At 73.2% G+C, this 19,078-nt stretch carries 18 protein-coding genes and 1 pseudogene; 8 read left to right on the top strand and 11 right to left on the bottom strand.

What is annotated here, in order from left to right:
• Positions 1 to 132 precede the first annotated feature (132 nt).
• The 3 genes from ABZ576_RS00240 (at position 133) to ABZ576_RS00230 (ending at position 2,642) form a co-directional block, all read left to right on the top strand.
• A complete protein-coding gene (locus ABZ576_RS00240) occupies positions 133 to 1,506 on the top strand; it encodes an amidohydrolase (protein WP_360733870.1) in 1,374 nt (457 codons plus the stop codon).
• Between the two features lie 161 nt (positions 1,507 to 1,667).
• Positions 1,668 to 2,312, top strand: a complete 645-nt coding sequence (locus ABZ576_RS00235) for a DUF899 domain-containing protein (protein WP_360733867.1) — start codon at positions 1,668 to 1,670, stop codon at positions 2,310 to 2,312.
• Between the two features lie 153 nt (positions 2,313 to 2,465).
• The gene (locus ABZ576_RS00230; RefSeq protein WP_360733865.1) at positions 2,466 to 2,642 is read left to right on the top strand and encodes a hypothetical protein; all 177 of its coding nucleotides are present in this window, start codon (positions 2,466 to 2,468) and stop codon (positions 2,640 to 2,642) included.
• Between the two features lie 61 nt (positions 2,643 to 2,703).
• Here ABZ576_RS00230 and ABZ576_RS00225 read toward each other — a convergent pair whose 3' ends face one another.
• The 3 genes and pseudogenes from ABZ576_RS00225 to ABZ576_RS00215 form a co-directional block, all read right to left on the bottom strand.
• Positions 2,704 to 4,845 carry an ABC transporter ATP-binding protein gene (locus ABZ576_RS00225; RefSeq protein WP_360733862.1) on the bottom strand — a complete coding sequence of 714 codons (2,142 nt, stop codon included), beginning with the start codon at positions 4,843 to 4,845 and terminating at the stop codon, positions 2,704 to 2,706.
• Positions 4,846 to 5,293: 448 nt separating this feature from the next.
• The gene (locus ABZ576_RS00220) at positions 5,294 to 5,692 is read right to left on the bottom strand and encodes a hypothetical protein (protein WP_360735477.1); all 399 of its coding nucleotides are present in this window, start codon (positions 5,690 to 5,692) and stop codon (positions 5,294 to 5,296) included.
• A 386-nt stretch (positions 5,693 to 6,078) separates the two neighbouring features.
• A pseudogene (locus tag ABZ576_RS00215) lies at positions 6,079 to 6,690 on the bottom strand (ATP-binding protein); the annotation flags it as partial.
• 215 nt (positions 6,691 to 6,905) lie between these two features.
• Between ABZ576_RS00215 and ABZ576_RS00210 the strand changes: the two are divergent.
• Both ABZ576_RS00210 and ABZ576_RS00205 read left to right on the top strand, forming a co-directional pair.
• On the top strand, positions 6,906 to 7,766 hold the full coding sequence (locus tag ABZ576_RS00210; protein ID WP_360733859.1) for a helix-turn-helix transcriptional regulator: 861 nt from the start codon (positions 6,906 to 6,908) through the stop codon (positions 7,764 to 7,766).
• Positions 7,767 to 8,021, top strand: a complete 255-nt coding sequence (locus ABZ576_RS00205; RefSeq protein WP_030348027.1) for a DUF397 domain-containing protein — start codon at positions 7,767 to 7,769, stop codon at positions 8,019 to 8,021.
• A 255-nt stretch (positions 8,022 to 8,276) separates the two neighbouring features.
• On the opposite strand, the gene ABZ576_RS00200 is transcribed toward ABZ576_RS00205, so the two are convergent.
• Positions 8,277 to 9,716, bottom strand: coding sequence for a PLP-dependent aminotransferase family protein (locus tag ABZ576_RS00200; RefSeq protein ID WP_360733856.1), 1,440 nt, complete (start codon positions 9,714 to 9,716; stop codon positions 8,277 to 8,279).
• A gap of 56 nt (positions 9,717 to 9,772) precedes the next feature.
• On the opposite strand from ABZ576_RS00200, the gene ABZ576_RS00195 reads away from it, so the two are divergent.
• Positions 9,773 to 10,294, top strand: a complete 522-nt coding sequence (locus ABZ576_RS00195; protein ID WP_360735476.1) for a carboxymuconolactone decarboxylase family protein — start codon at positions 9,773 to 9,775, stop codon at positions 10,292 to 10,294.
• A gap of 185 nt (positions 10,295 to 10,479) precedes the next feature.
• Here ABZ576_RS00195 and ABZ576_RS00190 read toward each other — a convergent pair whose 3' ends face one another.
• Both ABZ576_RS00190 and ABZ576_RS00185 read right to left on the bottom strand, forming a co-directional pair.
• Positions 10,480 to 11,967 carry a glutamate synthase subunit beta gene (locus ABZ576_RS00190; RefSeq protein ID WP_360733853.1) on the bottom strand — a complete coding sequence of 496 codons (1,488 nt, stop codon included), beginning with the start codon at positions 11,965 to 11,967 and terminating at the stop codon, positions 10,480 to 10,482.
• Positions 11,968 to 12,186: 219 nt separating this feature from the next.
• Positions 12,187 to 12,882, bottom strand: coding sequence for a DUF2293 domain-containing protein (locus tag ABZ576_RS00185; RefSeq protein WP_360733851.1), 696 nt, complete (start codon positions 12,880 to 12,882; stop codon positions 12,187 to 12,189).
• 259 nt (positions 12,883 to 13,141) lie between these two features.
• Between ABZ576_RS00185 and ABZ576_RS00180 the strand changes: the two genes are divergently transcribed.
• Positions 13,142 to 13,774 carry a uridine kinase gene (locus ABZ576_RS00180; RefSeq protein WP_360733848.1) on the top strand — a complete coding sequence of 211 codons (633 nt, stop codon included), beginning with the start codon at positions 13,142 to 13,144 and terminating at the stop codon, positions 13,772 to 13,774.
• Between the two features lie 107 nt (positions 13,775 to 13,881).
• Here the strand turns inward: ABZ576_RS00180 and ABZ576_RS00175 are convergent, their stop codons facing one another.
• The 3 genes from ABZ576_RS00175 to ABZ576_RS00165 form a co-directional block, all read right to left on the bottom strand.
• Positions 13,882 to 15,009 carry a magnesium and cobalt transport protein CorA gene (locus ABZ576_RS00175; RefSeq protein WP_360733846.1) on the bottom strand — a complete coding sequence of 376 codons (1,128 nt, stop codon included), beginning with the start codon at positions 15,007 to 15,009 and terminating at the stop codon, positions 13,882 to 13,884.
• A 198-nt stretch (positions 15,010 to 15,207) separates the two neighbouring features.
• Positions 15,208 to 16,131 carry a PfkB family carbohydrate kinase gene (locus tag ABZ576_RS00170; protein ID WP_360733843.1) on the bottom strand — a complete coding sequence of 308 codons (924 nt, stop codon included), beginning with the start codon at positions 16,129 to 16,131 and terminating at the stop codon, positions 15,208 to 15,210.
• Entirely contained in the window at positions 16,128 to 17,036 is a 909-nt protein-coding gene (locus ABZ576_RS00165) for a pseudouridine-5'-phosphate glycosidase (protein ID WP_360733840.1), read from the bottom strand. Before ABZ576_RS00165 ends, ABZ576_RS00170 begins: the two co-directional genes overlap by 4 nt.
• Before the next feature lie 99 nt (positions 17,037 to 17,135).
• On the opposite strand from ABZ576_RS00165, the gene ABZ576_RS00160 reads away from it, so the two are divergent.
• A complete protein-coding gene (locus ABZ576_RS00160; protein ID WP_360733838.1) occupies positions 17,136 to 17,564 on the top strand; it encodes a VOC family protein in 429 nt (142 codons plus the stop codon).
• 16 nt (positions 17,565 to 17,580) lie between these two features.
• Here the strand turns inward: ABZ576_RS00160 and ABZ576_RS00155 are convergent, their stop codons facing one another.
• Entirely contained in the window at positions 17,581 to 18,135 is a 555-nt protein-coding gene (locus ABZ576_RS00155; protein ID WP_360733835.1) for a methylated-DNA--[protein]-cysteine S-methyltransferase, read from the bottom strand.
• Entirely contained in the window at positions 18,066 to 19,049 is a 984-nt protein-coding gene (locus tag ABZ576_RS00150; protein WP_360733833.1) for a glycerophosphodiester phosphodiesterase family protein, read from the bottom strand. Before ABZ576_RS00150 ends, ABZ576_RS00155 begins: the two co-directional genes overlap by 70 nt.
• Positions 19,050 to 19,078: the final 29 nt, after the last annotated feature.

Below are 19,078 nucleotides of genomic sequence, written 5' to 3'. Positions count from 1 at the left end.
CGTAGCCGCGCGGCCGGCGGCGGGTGTACGGCCCTGCCGCTGCCGCCCGGCCGCGTACGGCCGTGCCGTGGGCCGTGACCGGATGCGCGGTTCGGCTCACCTCCCGACGGGGCCGGGCCGTACGTTGGGCACATGAGTGCCGCCGGGCCCACGAGCGCCGCCCCTGCCGCCGATCTCGTCGTCACCGGCTGCACGGTGCTCGTGCACGACGAGCGGGAACGCGTCGGATTCCGCGAGGACGCCGCCATCGTCGTCCGCGACCGGGTGATCGAGGCGGTCACCACGGCCGCCGCCGCGCGGCACGTACCGGCCCCGGTGCGGATCGAGGCGCGCGGCCAGGTCGCGCTGCCCGGGCTGATCAACTGCCACACGCACGCACCGATGGTGGCCCTGCGGGGCCTCGCCGAGGACCTGCCGGTCGAGGAGTGGTTCAACGACGTCGTCTGGCCCGTCGAGACCAACCTCACCGAACGGGACGTGGCGCTGGGGGCGCGGCTCGCCTGCGCCGAGATGATCCGGGGCGGGGTGACCTGCTTCGCGGACCACTACTTCCACATGGACACGGTCGCCGCCGTCGTCGCCGAGTGCGGCCTGCGCGCCCACCTCGGCGCCGCCTACTTCTCCAGCCAGGGACGCCGGGGCCGGGAGGCGTCGGCGGAGTTCGCACTGCGGCGGCGCGGCGCCGCCGACGGCCGCATCACCACCGCCCTGGCACCGCACGCCCCCTACACCGTCGACGACGCCGACCTCACCGCCACCGCGGAACTCGCCCGCGAGCACGGCCTGCCGGTCCACATCCACGCCGCCGAGAACCGCGGCCAGACCGACACCAGCCTCGCCCGGCACGGCCGCACCCCCATCGAGGTCCTGGACCGCACCGGGCTGCTGGACACCGACCTGCTCATCGCCCACGGCACCGGCATCCTGGAACGGGACCTGCCGCTGCTGGAACGCACCGGCGGCCGTACGGCCGTGGCCACCGCGCCCCGCGGCTACCTCAAGTTCGCCTGGCCGACGACCACTCCGGTACGGGCCCTGCGCGCGGCCGGCGTCCCCGTCGGCCTCGCCACCGACGGCGCCGCCTCCAACAACTCGCTCGACGTGTGGGAGGCGATGGCACTGACGTCCCTGATCCAGAAGTCGACCGAGGGCGACCCGCGGTGGCTGACCTCCCGCCAGGCCCTGCACCACGCCACGCTGCAGAGCGCCCGCGCGGTGGGCCTCGGGGACCGCGTGGGCTCCCTCGCGCCCGGCCGGCGCGCCGACATCATCCTGGTCGACCTCACCGGCCCGCACACCCAGCCGGTCCACGACCTCGCCGCCACCCTGGTGCACAGCGCCCGCGCCGCCGACGTCCGCACCACCATCGTCGACGGCCGCGTCCTGATGAGGGACCGCGAACTCCTCACCCTCGACGTGCGCGAGACCGTACGGGAACTGACGGCCCGGCTGCCCACGCTGACCGCACGCGGCCACGGCCGACGCGTACAGGAGTACGACACGTGAGCGACGGTGGCCGGCCCGTGTGAGGTACGCCGCGCGGCCCGGGCGGTCGGCCGAAAAGCGTGCCTGTCCGAGACCGCGCGAAGAATTCTCCGTATCCGGCGATGAGTTCCGCGCACACCGGCGGTCACCACCGTCGAACCGGCCGTCGGACAGGAGGGCACATGTCGCTTCCGGAGATCGTCTCGCGCGAGCAGTGGCGCGCCGCCCGCGAGGAGTTGCTGCACAAGGAGGAGGCGGTCAGACGGGCGCGTGAGGTCCTGGACGCCGAGCGGCGGCGGCTGCCCATGGTCGAGGTGGACCCGGATTACGTCTTCGAGGGCGGCGACGGCAAGGCCACACTCCTCGACCTCTTCGAGGGACGGGCCCAGCTCGTCGTCCACCACTTCAGGTTCGCGCCGGAGTGGGGGACCGGCTGCGCGTGCTGTTCCGCCTTCCTGGACCAGGTCGGTCATCTCGCGCACTTACGTGCCCGCAACACCTCCTTCACGGCCGTGTCCCGTGCGCCGTTCACCCGGATCCTGCCGTTCAAGGCGCGGATGGGCTGGGCGGTGCCGTGGTACTCCTCCTGCCACAGCGACTTCAACCGCGACCTCGGGGCCACCGTCGAGTCGGGCGGGGACCTCGTGGAGCGTCCCGGCGTCAGCTGCTTCCTGCGCGACCACGACCGGGTCTTCCACACCTATTCGGTGTACGACGACGGGCTCGACGGACTGGGCACCACCACCGCGCTGCTCGACCTCACCGCGCTCGGCCGCAGCCCCGCCGGCAGCGACCGGCTCCGCCTTCACGACGAGTACGACCACTGACACGGAGGGTCCGGTTCGTGTCACAAGGTGAACGGACCCTCACCGTCCGCGCCGGATCCGTGTCGGCAATGTCTCAGTCACGTCACCGAGCGAGGCGTTTCCCCTCTCCGAAGCGTTAACTCCTACACGAACGACGCTTCCTGGAGGTGCGAGATGGTGAACGGGCGAACGGTGCTCGAGCGCTTTTCCGCCGGTGGTCCGCGGGGATCCTGGCCCGCTGAGGAGTTCGCGCACGCGCGGCGTCTGGAGGGCATGCCCGCCGAGGTCGTCATGGACCTCGCGACGGACATGTTCCTGGTGATCGTCCGCGGGGCCGAAACCGCCGACTGAGCCGACACGGGCCCGCGCCCCGGCTCCCGCTCAGGCCGGTCCCGGCGGCCTCGGCTCCCGCTCAGGCCGGCTTCGGTGCGGGTTCCGGGTGTCTCGCCGATGGCCTCTGCGGTGCCGGGACCTCCGCCGTGAACTGTTGCGCCTGCAGCGTGTACAGCTCGGCGTAGACACCGCCCCTGGCCAGCAGCTCCTGGGGGGTGCCGGACTCCACCAGGCGCCCGTGTTCCAGCACGTGGACCAGGTCGGCGTGCCGGACCGAGGCCAGCCGGTGGGTGATCAGGACGACCGTCTGCCCGCTGTCCGCCAGGGCCCGGATCTTCTCGAACACCTCCAGCTCGGCCCGCGCGTCCAGCGCCGCCGTCGGCTCGTCCACGATCAGGATGCGCCCGCGCCGGTAGGCGGCCCGCGCGATGCCGAGCCGCTGCCACTGGCCGCCGGACAGCTCGTGCCCGCCGCTGAAGTTCCGGGCCAGCAGGGTGTCCAGGCCCCGCGGCAGATCCGCCACCACGTCCTCGGCGCCCGCCTCCGCGATCGACGCGGCCAGGCGCTCCTCGGTCATGGGCGCGGCGGAGCGCCCGACGGCCACGTTCACCCGGGCGGTGAACGGCCAGCGCTTGAAGTCCTGGGCCACCATGGCGATGCGCTCGGCCAGCAGCCGCCGGTCGGCACGCGCGGCGTCCACGCCGTCCCACAGGATCCGGCCCCGGTCCGGCGTGTACAGCCCCGCGAGCAGCTTCACCAGCGTCGTCTTGCCCGAGCCGTTCTCCCCGACGAGTGCGATGATCCGGCCGAGGGGGAGGGTGAGGGTGACGTCGTCCAGGGCGGGGCGCGCGGTGCCGCCGACGGGGACGTGACCCTGGGTGCCGGCCGGGCGCGCGTCGCCCGCCTGCGCCTGTGCGTCACCCGGACGAGCGCCACCCGCATACGCGTCACAGGCATCACTCGTCTGCGTGTCAGCCGTGTGCGTGTCATCTGGATACGTGTCACCTGGTTGCGCGTCACGCGGGTAGCTGAAGGTGACGTTCTCGAAGCGGATCTCCTTCGGGTCCTCCGGCAGCGCTACACCGCCCGTCGGGATGGCCCGCTCGGCCGCCGCGGCGTACATGCGCTGGAGATCCCCCACGAACAGGGCCTCCTCGTGCAGCTGGTTGATCTCCAGCACCAGCGTGTCCAGGCTCGCCGCACCCGTACGGATCGCGATGACCGCCGTACCGGCCACCGACAGGGCCATCGCCCCGGCCAGCAGCAGCGCACCCAGCGTCGCGTACGTGGCGAGGGTGGCCAGCCCCGTCAAGGCGGCCGCGATCAGGCCGGTCCGGGCGGCCAGCCGGGCCAGCCGGGCCTGTTCGGCCTCCGCGGTCTCGGACATGGCGCGGAAGTGGCGCAGCAGGAACGGGCCCACACCGTGCACCCGGATCTCGGGCGCGGCGGCCGGCTCGGTGAGCAGCGAGCTGATCAGCTGGCCGGCCCGGGCGTGCTGCACCCAGGTGTGGAAGGACTCGTAACGGCGCCGGGCGATGGTCAACGCGCTCCAGGCACTGGGCAGGGTCATGGTGACCAGCAGCGGGAGCAGCGCCGGATGCAGCACGGTGAGCACGCCCGCCGCGGCGACCAGCGAGATCATCGCGTTGATCACCCGGGTGCTGTAACTGATCATGTGCCGTGCGGACCGGGCACCGTACTGTGCCGTGTCCAGCAGCTTGTGGAAGGCGTGATCCTCGATCGCGGCGAGTTCCACGTTGGCCGCGCGCTCCAGATACAGCTCGGTCGCCACCCGCTCCACCTTGGGCTCCAGCCGTCCGGTGGCGTAGGTGGAGGCCGCCCGCAGCAGTGCGGAGACCAGCATGACGGAGGCCATCACGACGAGGGCGGGGGCGGCCGAGTGCAGCCGCTGCGCGATGTCCGGCCCGGTGATGAGCTTGCCGAGCGCGTTGTTCACGGCCAGCAGGCTGATCGCCTGCGCCACGCCCCGGCCCAGCTCGGCGGCCAGCACCACCCGCGCGGCGCCCGCGTCGGCCTGCCGGGCCAGCCGGAAACTGGACGCCAGCATGCCGGGCAGCCGGGCCATCATCGCCCGGAAGCTCAGTGTCAGGAAGGCGTCCGCGTGCTGGTTCCAGCCCATGTCGTACCGCAGTGGCCCGCCGAACAGCAGCCGCTCCGACGCCGACACCACGGGCTCGACAGCCTCCCGTCTCTTCCTCACCGTGACCTCCCGAACCCTGGCGGAACGGCCACTATCGCGGCCGTGGCGGCGCCTCGGCAGGGCGCGAGGGGATGCATGGGAGGGCGCGGGGGGAGCGCGGGCCGCCGGGGGAGGGGTGTGGTGCGTTCGGCGGGGGTGAGGGATCGGGCCTCCGGGGCGTGCGGCTCCGTCCGCTCTTCCGGAGGACGCGGCGATCCCGGGGGACGGCGTTCCGGGGTGGGCGGCTGCTTTCCGGAGGGGAAGTCGCACCCCTGCACGCGCGGTTCCACGAGGGGGCCGCACGCCCGTGTGCGTCGGGGGGAGGGGGGAGCCACACGCCCGAGAGGGGGCTGCACTCCCGAGAGGGGGCTGCACTCCCGAGAGGGGGCTGCACTCCCGAGAGGGGGGCTGCACTCTCCGGGAGGGAGGCTGCACTCCCCGGGAGGGGAGCCGCACGCCCGAACGCACGCTACGCCGAGACGGCCCGCGACCAGTCCGGAGTCGTCCCCGTCACCCGGCACAGCGCCAGGTACAGCGGGATCGGCGGGGTGTACGGAACCGTGTCCTGCGGGTGGTGGACCAGCCGGACGGGTCCGGTGACCAGGGCGCCGACGGCGTAGTGGGCCGGGGACGGCCAGGGCAGGGCGTAGTCCGAGTCCGACGGAACGATCCACCACCAGTGGGAGCCGTCGGTGTACACACATCCCACCCGCGGCAGCAGGGGGACGACGAGCGGACCCAGGTGGTCCGGTACGGCCACGGCGTCACAGCCGAGCGGAGCCGTCATGCCGTCCGGTACCGGCAGCCGGCGGACCGCTTCCGGGGCCTGCCTGCGCCGCTGGAGACGCACCAGGGTGTCCAGGCCCATGGCGAGCACAGGGCCGGCACCGGTGCCGGCCGACCGGTCGCCCCCGTCGGCGCCGGTCACGGCCGCTCCTCGTGAAGGTCCTGCTCCGCAGCCGGGTGCCGGTACCGGCCCGGGTGCGCGGCATGCCCGAGCCGGCCCGCGGAACCCTGTCCGTGCCGGTCGGCGAAGTCGCCCCGGTGCGCGTCCCGGTGCACGTCCTGGTGTGCCCCCAGGTGTTCGTACCGGTCCTCGTCACCCCGCACGTCCGCGGCCCCGTACCAGAGCCACGCCGCGGCCCCGCCCTCGCGCGGTTCCGGCTCCCGCCGCCGCGGCTCCGCCTCCCGCCGCCACGGTTCCGCCTCCCGCCGCCGCTGCTCCGGTGTCCGCCCGGTTGCCCCGGCCGGCCGGTCCCCGTCGGAGTCGTCCGGACGGCCCGGCTTGGGGCGGGCGCCCCAGCCCAGGTCGTTGCACGGCTCCGCGGGGTCCGGATCGACGTCGGACCGGCGGGGCAGCTCGGCCCACACCAGCAGCCCCGGTCCGTGCTCCTGGGCACCCCAGGCCCGGCACAGCGCGTCGACGAGGAACAACCCCCTCCCGTGCTCCTCATCGGGTCGCTGCGGAGACGGGTGAGGTTCGCCAGGAGCACAGCCCTCGTCGTGCACGGCGATGCGCACCGTGTCGTCGCGGTCGTGCAGCTCGCACACGACCCGGCTGCTCGCCGTGTGCACGATCGCGTTGGTGACCAGCTCGGATATGACCAGGGCCGCGTTGTCGCAGGTGTCCGCGCAGACCGACCAACCCGACAGCCGGGCACGCGCCAGGCGCCTCGCCTGCGCGGCGGAAGACGGATGCGCGGCCAGCTCGAAGCGGAACCGGCGCTCGGCAGCACCCCCGTGAGGAGCTGTCGCCTCTCCCGCTCTCGAACGCGTTCGAGCGGGGAAACCCCCATCGGCGCCGAAGCCGGGACGGTCTGCGGCGGCGTCTGTTCCTAAGGGCGGGGACGGAATCACGCCTGCCACTATCTCCCTGCCGCGGACACTTGGCAAGAGTCACTCTGAAAATTGCAGAGTGCTGTGTGACTCGGTGAGAGGCCGTGGCACACTGCTCGCAACAGCACCATGCGCGGCGCCAATTGGAGTCGTCGAAGTCCGCCCCGGCCTTCGAATGAACCTTCGAATGGCGCCGCAGGGCTGTCAGGAAACTTTCGGTGGAGGCTTTCGGTGGAGGTGGGAGCGTGAGTGAGCCGCGGTCCGCGCCGACGGTGGGCCAGGTGGTCCTCGGCCGGCGCCTGCTGGACCTGCGGGAACGCGCCGGACTGAAGCGCGAGGAGGCCGCCCGCGTCCTGCACGTGGCCCCAGCCACCGTCCGTCGCATGGAAATGGCCGAGGTCGCCCTCAAAATCCCGTACGTCCAGCTGCTCCTGAAGGCCTACGGCGTACCCGACGACGAGGCCGAGGTCTTCGTCCAGCTGGCCGAGGAGGCGAACAGGCCGGGCTGGTGGCAGCGGTTCCACGACATCCTGCCGGGCTGGTTCTCGATGTACGTCAGCCTGGAGGGCGCGGCCAGCCTCATCCGTTCCTACGAGCCGCACTTCGTCCCGGGCCTGCTCCAGACCGAGGACTACGCGCGCGGAGTGCTGAAGTCCGGCGCCATCGGCCAGACGAGCCCGGACGACATCGAGCGGCACGTCGCGCTGCGCATGCAGCGCCAGGAACTGCTCTCCCGGCCCGACGCCCCCCGCTTCTGGGCGGTGATGGACGAGACCGCCCTGCGCCGCCCGGTCGGCGGCCCGGAGGTGATGCGTGCGCAGATCGACAGGTTGCTCGAGGCCACGAAGCTGCCCCATGTGACGCTGCAGGTCGCCCCCTTCGCCAACGGGCCGCACCCCGGCACGTACGGGCCCTTCGTGCTGTTCCGATTTGCCATGTCAGAACTGCCGGACATGGTCTACAGCGAGTACCTGACCGGCGCCGTCTACCTGGACGCGCGCACCGAGGTGGCGACCCACCTGGAGGTCATGGACCGCATGGCGGCGCAGGCCGCTACGGCACAACGCACGAAGGAGATCCTCCGGGATCTCCGCAAGGAGCTGTGAATGGATCGCATCAAGCCGCGCGGGCGCGTCTACAACGGGATGCCCGCGCGGGAGTTGGGCAGCGAGGGGTGGCACAAGCCCTGGAGCGGCGGCAACGGCGGCAACTGCCTGGAGGCGATGAAGCTGGCCGACGGCCGGATCGCCGTGCGCCAGTCGACCGACCCGGACGGGCCCGCGCTGATCTACACCATGGACGAGATGACCGCGTTCATCGAAGGTGCCAAGGCGGGGGAGGCCGACTTCCTGCTGTCCTGAACCCGCCGGGGTCTGCCACGGCTTTGTGTGTCTTGCTCAACTTGTTCGCAGTAACGATGACTTGACTCTTGAACGTGTCCGACGCCTACGAAGTTCCGCATGACCGTACAGACCCCGACGGCCGCCGGGCCATGGTGAGCCGGGCCCGGGTATGCCGGGCAGGGTGAGCCGGGCCCGGGTGAGCCGGGCAGGGTGGGCCGGGCAGGGTGGGCCCGTGCGGCCACCTCCCCCACCTCGGCCGGCCTGTCCCGGGCCTCAGGCCGGCGGCAGCACCCCGCACAAAGCCTCCAGCGCCGCCCCGTAGGCATGCTCGCCCGGGGCTGCGTACCCCACCACCAGGCCGTCGCCCGCCCCGGCCGGACTCCGCGGGTGCCGGAACGCCGCGAGTCCGTCGACGGCGACTCCCCGCAGTGCGGCGGCCCTCACCGTCGACCGCTCCGTGCCGGGCGGCAGCCGCAGCACCGCGTGGAGCCCGGCCGCGATGCCCGTCACCTCGACGTGCGGCGCCTGCGCGGCGAGTGCCGCGACGAGCCGGTCCCGTCGGCGCCGGTACCGCTGCCGCATGCGCCGCACATGACGGTCGTAGGACCCACAGGCGACGAAGTCCGCGAGAGCGAGCTGGTCGGGCACGCTCGCCCACCCCTCCCGCTCGCCCTTCGCCGCCAGCACCGGTTCCACGTACCGCCGCGGCAGGACCATCCAGCCCAGCCGCAGCGCCGGTGACAGGCTCTTGCTGACCGACCCGATGTGAATCACCCGCTCGGGATCCAGACCTTGCAGCGCGCCGACGGGACGGCGGTCGTACCGGAACTCGCCGTCGTAATCGTCCTCCAGCACGACCGCCCCGCGCGCGCGTGCCCAGTCGATCACGCTGGCCCGGCGCTCCGGGTGCAGCGGGCCGCCGGTCGGGAACTGGTGCGCGGGCGTCAGCAGCACGGCCCGTTCCCCGCCCAGCGCGTCCACCAGTGCCCCGTGCTCGTCCAGCGGAAGCGGTACGGTGCGCACGCCGGCGGCCGTGAGCAGCTCCCGGTGGAAGCCCAGCCCGTACGCCTCCACACCGAGCGGACCGCGCAGCACCCCGCCCGCCGCCGGGCCGCCCCCCGTACCGCGGCCGAAGAGGAGTCGCAGGGCGTGCGCGAAACCCGAGCAGATGACGATCCGGTCCGGCTCGGTACGCACCCCGCGTGCGCGTGCCAGGTACTCCGTCAGGGTCTCCCGCAGCTCCCGGCGCCCGGCGGGGTCGCCCGGCCCGAACGCCTCGCTCGGCGCCGCGTGCAGCGCCCGGCGGTACGAGGCCGACCAGGCCGCGCGTGGAAAGGCCGACGGGTCCGGTGCGCCCTGCCGCAGGTCGTGCCGCGGCCCGTGCGCCCGCACAGGTGCCTGCGCGGGCGTCCGTTCGGCCCGCCGCAGCGGCTCGGCACGCTGCGCGACCCGGGTCCCCGACCCTTGCCGCGCGGTCAGCCAGCCCTCGGCGACCAGCTCCGCGTAGGCGTCGGCCACCGTGTTGCGAGCCACCCCCAGGTCCGCGGCGAGCGACCGGTACGGCGGCAGCCGGGTACCCGGCGCCAGCCGCCCGCCGCGCACGGCCTCCCGCAGCGCCCGGGTCAGCGCGGCCCGCCGTCCGCCCGGACCGGACAGCTCCAGATGCAGATCGGCACCGATCCGCTCGGCGGAATTGACCCACGATTCCGTCATGAAAATGCACCCTACAACCGGTCTTTCGGGTCCGTAGCGTGATCCACATGACGAACATGACGACGCACCCGAACACCGCCCCGCTCCACGACGTCACCGCCGGCATCACCGCCGCCGGGACCGCCCGCACCCGCCTGGACTTCGCCAAGGCCGCGCCGAAGGTCTTCCGCTCGCTCATCGGCTTCGACGCCGCCGCCCGCGAGGGCCTCGACCCGGTCCTCGTCGAACTGATCCAGATACGCGCCTCCCATCTCAACCACTGCGCCTACTGCCTGCACATGCACACCAACGACGCCCGCAAGGCCGGCGAGAGCGAGGACCGGCTGCACATGGTCTCCGTCTGGCGCGAGGCCCGCCACTTCTTCACCCCGAGGGAACAGGCCGCTCTCGCGCTGACGGAGGCGGTGACCCTCGTCGCCGACGGCGCAGTCCCCGACTCCGTCTACGCCGAGGCCGCCGCCCACTTCGAGGACGGGGAACTGGCCCACGTCCTCGCCCTGATCCTCACGATCAACACGTGGAACCGCGTGGCCCTGGCGACGGGCAAGGTGGCGGGCACGGACGAGCGCACCGGCTGACACCTTCGCCGCTTCCGCCGACGCCGCCCCGGACGCCGCCGATCCCGCTGGCGTGACGGCTCACGGGCGCGTCGACCCATCGACCCCATAGACCCCATCGGCCCGCCGAACGCGCCCCCGCCCGGACACCGCCGACGTCGGGGAGCCCGGCACCCCCGCGCGCAGCCGCCCTCGCGGACCGCGTCTCAGGCCACCATCGGCCGGTCCGTCGGGGCGATCGGGGCCGGGAGCCGGGAACTGCCCGTGAGGTACCGGTCGACGGCCGCCGCGACCGCCCGGCCCTCCGCGATCGCCCACACGATGAGCGACTGCCCGCGCGCCGCGTCCCCGGCGGCGAACACCCCCGGGACGTTGGTCGCGAAACCGTCGTCCCGGGCTATCGTGCCGCGCGGCTGGAGCGCCAGCCCCAACTGCTCCATCAGCCCGTCCTCCTGGTCGGGGCCGGAGAACCCGAGGGCGAGCAGCACCAGGTCGGCGGGTATCGCCCGCCCGGTGCCCGGCACCGGATTGCGCCGCTCGTCGACCTCCACCAGATGCAGTGACCGCACCCACCCCCTCTCGTCCCCGGTGAAACGCAGCGTGGACGCCGCGAACAGCCGCGCGTCCGCGTCCGCCGCCGGCGCCGTACGCAGGTCCCGCGCCTCCTCGTGCGCGGCCGACAACCGGTAGATCTTCGGGTACGTCGGCCACGGCTCGGTGTCCTCGTCCCGTGCGGTGCCCGGCTGTGCGTAGATGTCCAGCTGGGTCACGGACGCGGCGCCCTCGCGCACCGCGGTGCCCAGACAGTCCGCCCCGGTGTCTCCGCCACCGACGATCACGACGTGCTTCCCGGCGGCCGACAGCGGCGAAACCTCCAGATCCCCCTCACACACCCGATTGGCCAGCGGCAGGTACTCCATCGCCTGGTGTATCCCGTTCAACGTCCGGCCCGGCACCGGAAGTTCCCGCCACGCCGTCGCGCCCGTCGCGATCACCACCGCGTCGTACCGGCTGCGCAGTTCCGCCGCCGGGACGTCCCTCCCGACCACCGTCGACGTACGGAACCTCGTCCCCTCGGCCCGCATCTGCTCGATCCGCCGCTCCAGATGCCGCTTCTCCATCTTGAACTCGGGGATGCCGTAGCGCATCAGCCCGCCGATCCGGTCGTCCTTCTCGTACACCGCGACCGTGTGCCCGGCCCGGGTCAGCTGCTGTGCCGCGGCCAGCCCGGTCGGTCCGGAGCCGATGACCGCGACCGTCCTCCCGGTCAGCCGCTCCGGGGGCCGGGCGGGGGTGAAGCCCTCCTCCCACGCCTTGTCGGCGATCGCGCACTCGACGTTCTTGATGGTGACGGCCGGCTGGTTGATCGCCAGCACGCAGCCCGCCTCGCACGGCGCCGGACACAGCCGTCCGGTGAACTCCGGGAAGTTGTTGGTGGCGTGCAACCGGTCGCTCGCGGCCCGCCAGTCCTCCCGCGACACCAGGTCGTTCCACTCGGGAATGAGGTTGCCCAGCGGGCAGGCCTGGTGGCAGAAGGGGATACCGCAGTCCATACAGCGGTCGGCCTGCTTGCTGATGATGGGCAGCAGCGCTCCCGGGACGTACACCTCGTCCCAGTCCCGCACCCGCTCCTCGACGGGCCGCCGCGGCCACTCCTGGCGCGGCGTGGTCATGAACCCCTTGGGATCGGCCATGGGCGTCTTCCTCGCGTACGGGCGCCTAAGGCACCGGGTGTACGACAGGCCGTTCGTCATCGGGCGGCACTCTTCCGGCCACGATACGTCCGCTGCGGCGGCCGCGCAGGTGGTGGACAGCGCTTTCTGCGGGGGCCTCCCAGCTCACGACCAGCCGGAGCCCCGCCGCCGCCCAGCGCGCCGTGACCGCCCGCGCCCGGCTCCCCTGCGCCCCCTCGCTCACACCGCGTCCTCCCCGGCCTCCTGCCAGGCCCGCAGCACGCTCTCCACGGCCGGCGCTATGCGGCGCCGTGCCTCGTACCGCGGTACCCCGCTCATCAGCAGCTCGTCGTACGGCGTGTCCACGTGCCGTACGCCCGCCACGACCGCCGAGATCACCGCCCCCTCGGACAACGCGCGCCCGGCCGCGCTGCGCCCGACCCGCCCGCTGCCCCGCACCGACGCGTGCGCCGCGATCGCCCGCGCCCGCTCGGTCGGGCACCGGGGGAACAGCCGGAGGATCTCGGCCGCGAATGCCGCCGCGAACCGCTCGTCCTCCGCCGCCCTGCGCCGCGCGTCCCGGGCCCGCCGCCGACGCCGCGCCTCCGCGTCCGCCAGACACCGGGCCTCGGCCCGCGCCAGCGCGGCCTCCTCCACCAGCACGCCCTGACGCTCGTACCGGCTCTTGCGCCGGTTGAACCGCACCACGATCACCGACAGCGTGCTCTCCTCCCGCGCCCTGCGGGTCAGTGCCGTGTCGCCGCGCGGCAGGAGCACCAGGTGGCCGAGGTCGGCACAGTCCAGGCACCGCGGTGCTCCGTCCTCCAGCACGAGGAGCGACAGCGGGCCACGCCGGCAGCCGGCGCAGCGCTTCTGCCTCAGCGGCTGGATGACGACAAGCCGGCCGGGGGAGTGGGGAGTTGCGGGAAGCGCCATACGCGGTACTTTCCCCGCCGGCGCCCGCGCCTCCCACGCCGCCTGCGCCCTGCCCCGGTTCACCGCTCCGCCTCTGCCGCCGGGTCTGTCTCCGGCCTGGACGGAAGCCCGTCTCCGGCGGCTTGGACGGAAGCCCGTCTTCCGTCGGCCGTGACGGAAGCCCGTCTCCGTCGCCCTGGTCGCGGCCCGCCACCCGGCCGGATCCCACACACCGGCCCGGTCTCGCCGCCTGCCCGGCCCGCCCGGCATCATGGGCCCTGTGCGACTCGAAGCGATCACCTGGGACCGGCTCGCCGAGCAGCTTGCCGACCGGCTGGCCGGGGCGGCACCGGCGGACGGCGGTGCCTGGCCGCGCGTCGGTTTCGACGGGGCCCCCGCAGTCCGCCCCGGAGACCTCGCCGAGCGTGTCGGGCAAGCGCTGCGGCTACGCGGCCGGCCCTCGCTCGTGATCGGCACCGAGGGCTTCCTGCGCCCGGCGTCGCTGCGCCTGGAACACGGGCGGCGCGACGCGGAGTCGTACTACAGCGGATGGTTCGACACCGGCGCCCTCTGGCGTGAGGTCTTCGGCCCGCTCGAACCCGGAGGCAGCGGGCGGGTCCTGCCCGACCTCTGGGACCCGGCCACAGACCGGGCCACCCGCAGCCCGTACGTCCAGCTCCCGCCCCACGGGATCCTGTTGCTCCACGGCCCCCTCCTGCTGCGTCACTGGTTCCCCTTCGACCTGACCGTTCACCTCCTTCTCTCCCCGGGCGCCCTGCGCCGCCGTACGCCCGAGAGCGACCACTGGACGCTTCCGGCCTTCGAACGCTACGAGGCCGAGACCGACCCGGCCGTGACGGCGGACGTCCTGGTCCGCGCCGACGATCCGCGTCATCCCGCCTGGAGCGGCTGATCCGCACACCCTCCCGGAGACCCGCCCGGAAGACCCGAAGACCCCACGACCCCAAGTCCCGAGAACCCGGAAAGCCCGGAAGGCCGGCGGGGCCGCGACCGGGGACGTCAGAGCCAGCCGTTGCGCCTGAAGCCCCGGTACAGCGCCACACACGCCGCCGCCATGACGGTCATGATCAGCGGATATCCGAACCGCCAGCGCAGCTCCGGCATGTGCTCGAAGTTCATGCCGTACACCCCGCACACCATCGTCGGAACGGCGATCACCGCGGCCCACGCCGTGATCTTCCGCATGTCCTCGTTCTGAGCGACCGTCACCTGCGCGAGATGCGCCTGGAGGATGGAGTTGAGCAGTTCGTCGAAGGCGGCGATCTGCTCCTTGGCCCGGATCAGGTGGTCGAGCACATCCCGGAAGTAGGTCTGTATCTCCGGGTCGACGACCCGTATCGGCCGGGTGGCCAGCTCTTCCACCGGGCGGCCCAGCGGCACCACCGCCCGCTTGAGCTCCAGGAGTTCACGCTTCATCTGGTAGATGCGGCCCGGGTCCAGACGCGCGCCGTTCTCCGAGAACACCTCCGTCTCGACCTGGTCGATATCGGCCTGCACCGCGTCCGTCACGCTCAGGTAGTCGTCGACCACCAGGTCGGCGATCGCGTGCAGCACCGCCGCCGGCCCCTTGGCGAGCTGGTGCGGATCCGCCTCCAGCTCCTCGCGCAGCGGGCCCAGCGAACCGTGCCGGCCGTGCCGCACCGTGATCACGAAGTCCTCGCCGAGGAACACCATGATCTCCCCGGTGTCCACGACCTCGCTGTTCGCCGTCAGTTGCTCGTGCTCCACATAGCAGACGGTTTTGAACACCGCGAAGAGCGTGTCGCCGTAGCGCTCCAGCTTCGGCCGCTGGTGGGCCTCGACCGCGTCCTCCACCGCCAGCGGATGCAGGTCGAACAACTCGGCGATGCCCGCGAACTCTTGGCTCGTCGGCTCGTGCAGCCCCAGCCAGACGAAGCCGTCACCGCTCTTGCGGACCATCCGTACGGAGTCCACCAGATCGGCGGACTCCGGCACCCGCGCCCCGTCCCGGTACGTCACGCAGTTCACCACGGAGGAGCCCAGCGGCGACCTGGCGGGATGGCTCAGGTCGACGCGCGGCCGGCGCCGGGCCAGCCGTGCCACCTTGCGCAGGCCGCCGACACCGCCCAGCCCCCTGACCTTCCGCAGATTCCCTGCCATGGACATCCGGATCTCCTTGCGTGGACCCCCGCGCGCAACGCTTCCGCGCCTTGCCCCGCAAGTCTGCCAGTCTCCCGCGACGTACGGGCAAGCCTGTGGGAGCTGGGAGTTCCGCTTGGTTCCCCCCTGTGGACGAAGGGCCGGACGGACCGGACGGAACGGGTGACCGGCATGAGCGGCGCACGGCATGGTCCGAGGTCGCGGCTAAGTCCCGGTCCCCGCGTGCGGTGGCCTGCCGCCCACCCGGCAGACCGCCTCCCCGCCCGCCTCGCAGCCCCGCGCCACCGCCTCCCGCAAGCCGGCACCCCCGAGCAGGGCCGCGAGGAACGCGCCGGTGAAGGCGTCACCCGCACCCGTGGTGTCCCGCGGCGTCGCCGTCACCGCCGGGACCCTGTCCCATACGGTGCCGGAACGCGCCAGCAGCGCCCCGTCCGCACCCGCCTTGGCCACCACCAGCGGGACGAGCCGGCTCAACTCGGCCGCCGCTTCCGCCGGATCGGACAGCCCGGTCAGCAGGCACGCCTCGTCCCGGCTGGGCAACAGCACGTCCAGGCCCTCCGCGAACGCCAGGAAACGGTCCACCCCCAGGCGCGTCAGGAAGCCGGCCGAGGCGGGATCGAGACTGACCGGCACACCACGCGCGCGTGCCGCCGCGAGCGCCGTCTCGGCGAGCGCCCTGCTCGGCTCCGTGAACAGCAGATAACCCGACAGATGCAGCCGGCCCACACCGTCGAGCAGCGCGTCCGACCAGTCGGCCGGACCGAGCCGCAGCGACGCCCCGCTGTCCGTCAGGAACGTCCGCTCGGCCGCCGCGCCCGTGTCGACGAGGCAGATCACCGTCCCGGTCGCCGCCTCCGCATCCACCACCAGCCGCGGCCGCACCCCGGCCGCGACCAGCTCCCGCTCGTGCCACGCGGCCGCGTCCGCACCCACCCGCCCCAGCATCCGCACGTCGGCGCACCCCGCGTACGCGGCCCAGCAGGCCACGTTGGCGCCCGCACCGCCGGGCAGCGCCCGGATCGCCGCGGCCGTGTCGGTGCCGCCCGCGAGCGGCCCCCGGTGCCGGGCCACCACGTCCGTGACCACGTCTCCGACGACCAGCAGCGCTCCGTTCCGGCTCCCGGTCACCCCCTCGTCCACGCCGTGGCGATCCGTGCCGCCAGCCGCACATTGCCGCGCACCGCCGCCAGATTGGCGCTCAGCGAGGCACCGTCCGTGTGCCGGACCAGGTGGTCCAGCAGGAACGGGGTCACCGCCTGGCCGGTGACACCCTGTTCCGCGCAGGCCCGCAGCGCGTCGGCGAGCACGCGCGCGTGCACCTCGGGGTCGAGCTGTTCGGCTTCCGGGACGGGGTGGGCGACGATCAGCGCCGACGCCGGTGCGTCCAGCGCGTCCTGGGCGCGCATGACGGCGGCCACCTCGTCCGGGCTGTCCAGCCTCCAGTCGACCGGATGTCCCGAGTCGGACAGGTAGAACCCGGGGAACCGGTCCGTGCCGTACCCGGCGACGGCCACACCCAGTGTCTCCAGGCGCTGCAGCGTCGCCGGCACGTCCAGGATCGACTTCACCCCCGCGCACACCACTGTGATCCTGGTCCGCGCGAGCAGCCCCAGGTCCGCCGACTCGTCCTGGGTCACCGTCCACTCCCGGTGCACACCGCCCAGCCCCCCGGTGGCGAACACCCGGACCCCGGCCAGCGCGGCCAACTGCGCCGTCGCCGAGACCGTGGTCGCCCCGCTCGCCCCCGCCGCCACGGCCAGCGGCAGGTCACGGTGGCCCAGCTTGCGGATGCCGTCCTCGTTCGCGACCCGTTCCAGCTGCTGCTTGTCCAGGCCGACCCGGGGCCGCCCGTCGAGCACGGCGATGGTCGCCGGCACGGCCCCCTCCCGCCGTACCGCCTCCTCCAGCTCCAGCGCCACCTGCAGATTGCGGGGGCGGGGCAGGCCGTGCGCGATGATCGTGGACTCCAGCGCCACCACCGGCCGCCGCGCCTCGATCGCCTCCCGGACTTCTTCCGACACCACCAGCACCACGTGCCCGCCTCCTGTCCGTCGGTCCTTCCTCATCTCTGGCGGCCGCCGGCCAGCGATAAACGCTTGCGGCCTGTGGGGCGGACCACCAGCCTGGGCCGCATGACGAACAACACCACGCGTCTCGACCACATCGTCCTGTGGGTGGCGGACCCGCTCGCCGCAGCCGGCTTCTACGAGACGGTCGTCGGCCTGGAGCCGGTCAAGGTCGCGGAGTTCGCCGAGGGAAAGGTGTCCTTCCCGTCCGTACGCGTCAACGAGGACACCATCCTGGACCTCGCGCCGCACACCATGGCCGAGCGCATGAGGATGCTGCCCGGCTCGGCCGGCAGCGCGGGCCACCCCGTCAACCACGTCTGCCTGTCCCTGCCGGCCGGCGCCTTCGACGCCCTGCGCACCCGCCTCCAGGAAAACGGCGTCCCCGTCTCGCCCATCGACCACGGTTCGTCGGGCGCCCGCGGCAACGCCACCCGCAGCTTCTACTTCCGCGACCCCGACGGCAACGTCTTCGAGGCCCGACACTACGACTAGCCGTGTCGGCGAGCGGTCAGAACAGCGGCTCGGGCAGCACCCCCTCCAGGGCGAGCAGCTTCCGCTTGGTCTCCAGCCCGCCCCCGAAACCGCCGATGCCACCGTCACTCTCCAGCACCCGGTGGCACGGCACCACCACCGGCAGCGGGTTGGCGCCCATCGCCGCACCGACCGCCTGCGCCCCGCCGGGCTGCCCGACCCGCCCCGCCAGATCGCCGTACCCCACCACGGTGCCGTAGGGCACACCGGACGCCAGCTCGCGCAGTACCTGCCGGTTGAACCCGGAGATCAGCGACCAGTCCAGCGGCAGGTCGAAGTCGTGCCGCTCGCCCGCGAAGTACGCCCGCAGCTGACGTATCGCCTCCGTCAGCAGCGGCGAGTCCGGATCCTCCACGGGCTCGCCGCCCAGCCGGGCGGCGAGCCGCTCCAGCGCCCGGTCGCGCACCGCGTCCGACGCGTGGAAGACGACGTTGACCAGGCCCTCGCGGGTCGCCGCCAGCATCAGCGGGCCGATGTCCGTCCCGACGACGGCCCACGCGACCCGCTGCTCACTCCGCTCATGGCTGTCCATGGGCCCACGGTACGGCCGGCCACTGACAACGCCCGCCCGGCTCGGTCCCCCTCCAGCGCCGCCCGCACCACGTCGGGCTTGTTGGTGATGATCCCGTCGACGCCGTGACCGGCGACGCCACGGGCGGCGGCCGCGTCGTCCACCGTCCAGGCGAACACCCCGAGCGGCCGGCCGTGCGGCCCGGCGAAGGCGTGCACGGCCGCGACGTACCCGCGGGAGAGCGACTTGTACGACGGATTGACCAGATCGGTGAAGCGCGCGAACCGGTGCAGCTGCGCCACGGCGGGCGAACCGAGGTAGGCGGTGGTGACCGCGGGCTTCAGCTCGTGGACCGCCCGCACACTGTCGGCGCTGAAACTCTGCACGATCAGCCGGCCCCGGTGCCCTCGGTCCAGCCAGCCCTCGTTGCCCAGGACCTTCACGGTCTCCTGCTCGATGCCCGGGTACAGCTCCGGGTTCTTGATCTCCAGGAGCAGCTTCTGGTGGTTGCGCTCCACCCGGCGCATGTACTGCCGCAGCGTCGGCACGCGCGCACCCGCGTACGCGGGTGAGAACCAGCTGCCCGCGTCCAGCCGGGCGATCTCCGCCGCGGTGAAGTCCTTCACCTTCCACGGCGCCCGGCCGGGGAAGAGGTCCTCGACGTTCGTGGTGCGCCGCAGACTGTCGTCGTGCAGGACGACCAGCTCGCCGTCCCTGGTGCGCTGGACGTCGTTCTCGACCCAGGAGAAGCCCAGCTCGGCGGCCTTGTCGACGGCGGTCAGCGTGTTCTCGGGGGCGTAGGCGGAGGCGCCCCGGTGGGCGATCACCGTGGGCACGCGGTCCTCGCGCGCCCGGGCGTCGGAGGCGGGACTCAGAAGGACGACCGCCGTCACCGAGCCCGCGGCGACCATGGCGGCGACTACGCGCGCGTACATCCGTGCTCCTCGCGTCGTGACGGATACCG

Source organism: Streptomyces sp. NPDC013455 (assembly GCF_040632975.1).
Lineage (GTDB): Bacteria > Actinomycetota > Actinomycetes > Streptomycetales > Streptomycetaceae > Streptomyces.
The sequence above is the reverse complement of the archived record's forward strand: the minus strand, read 5'-3'. Positions and strand labels throughout refer to the sequence as shown.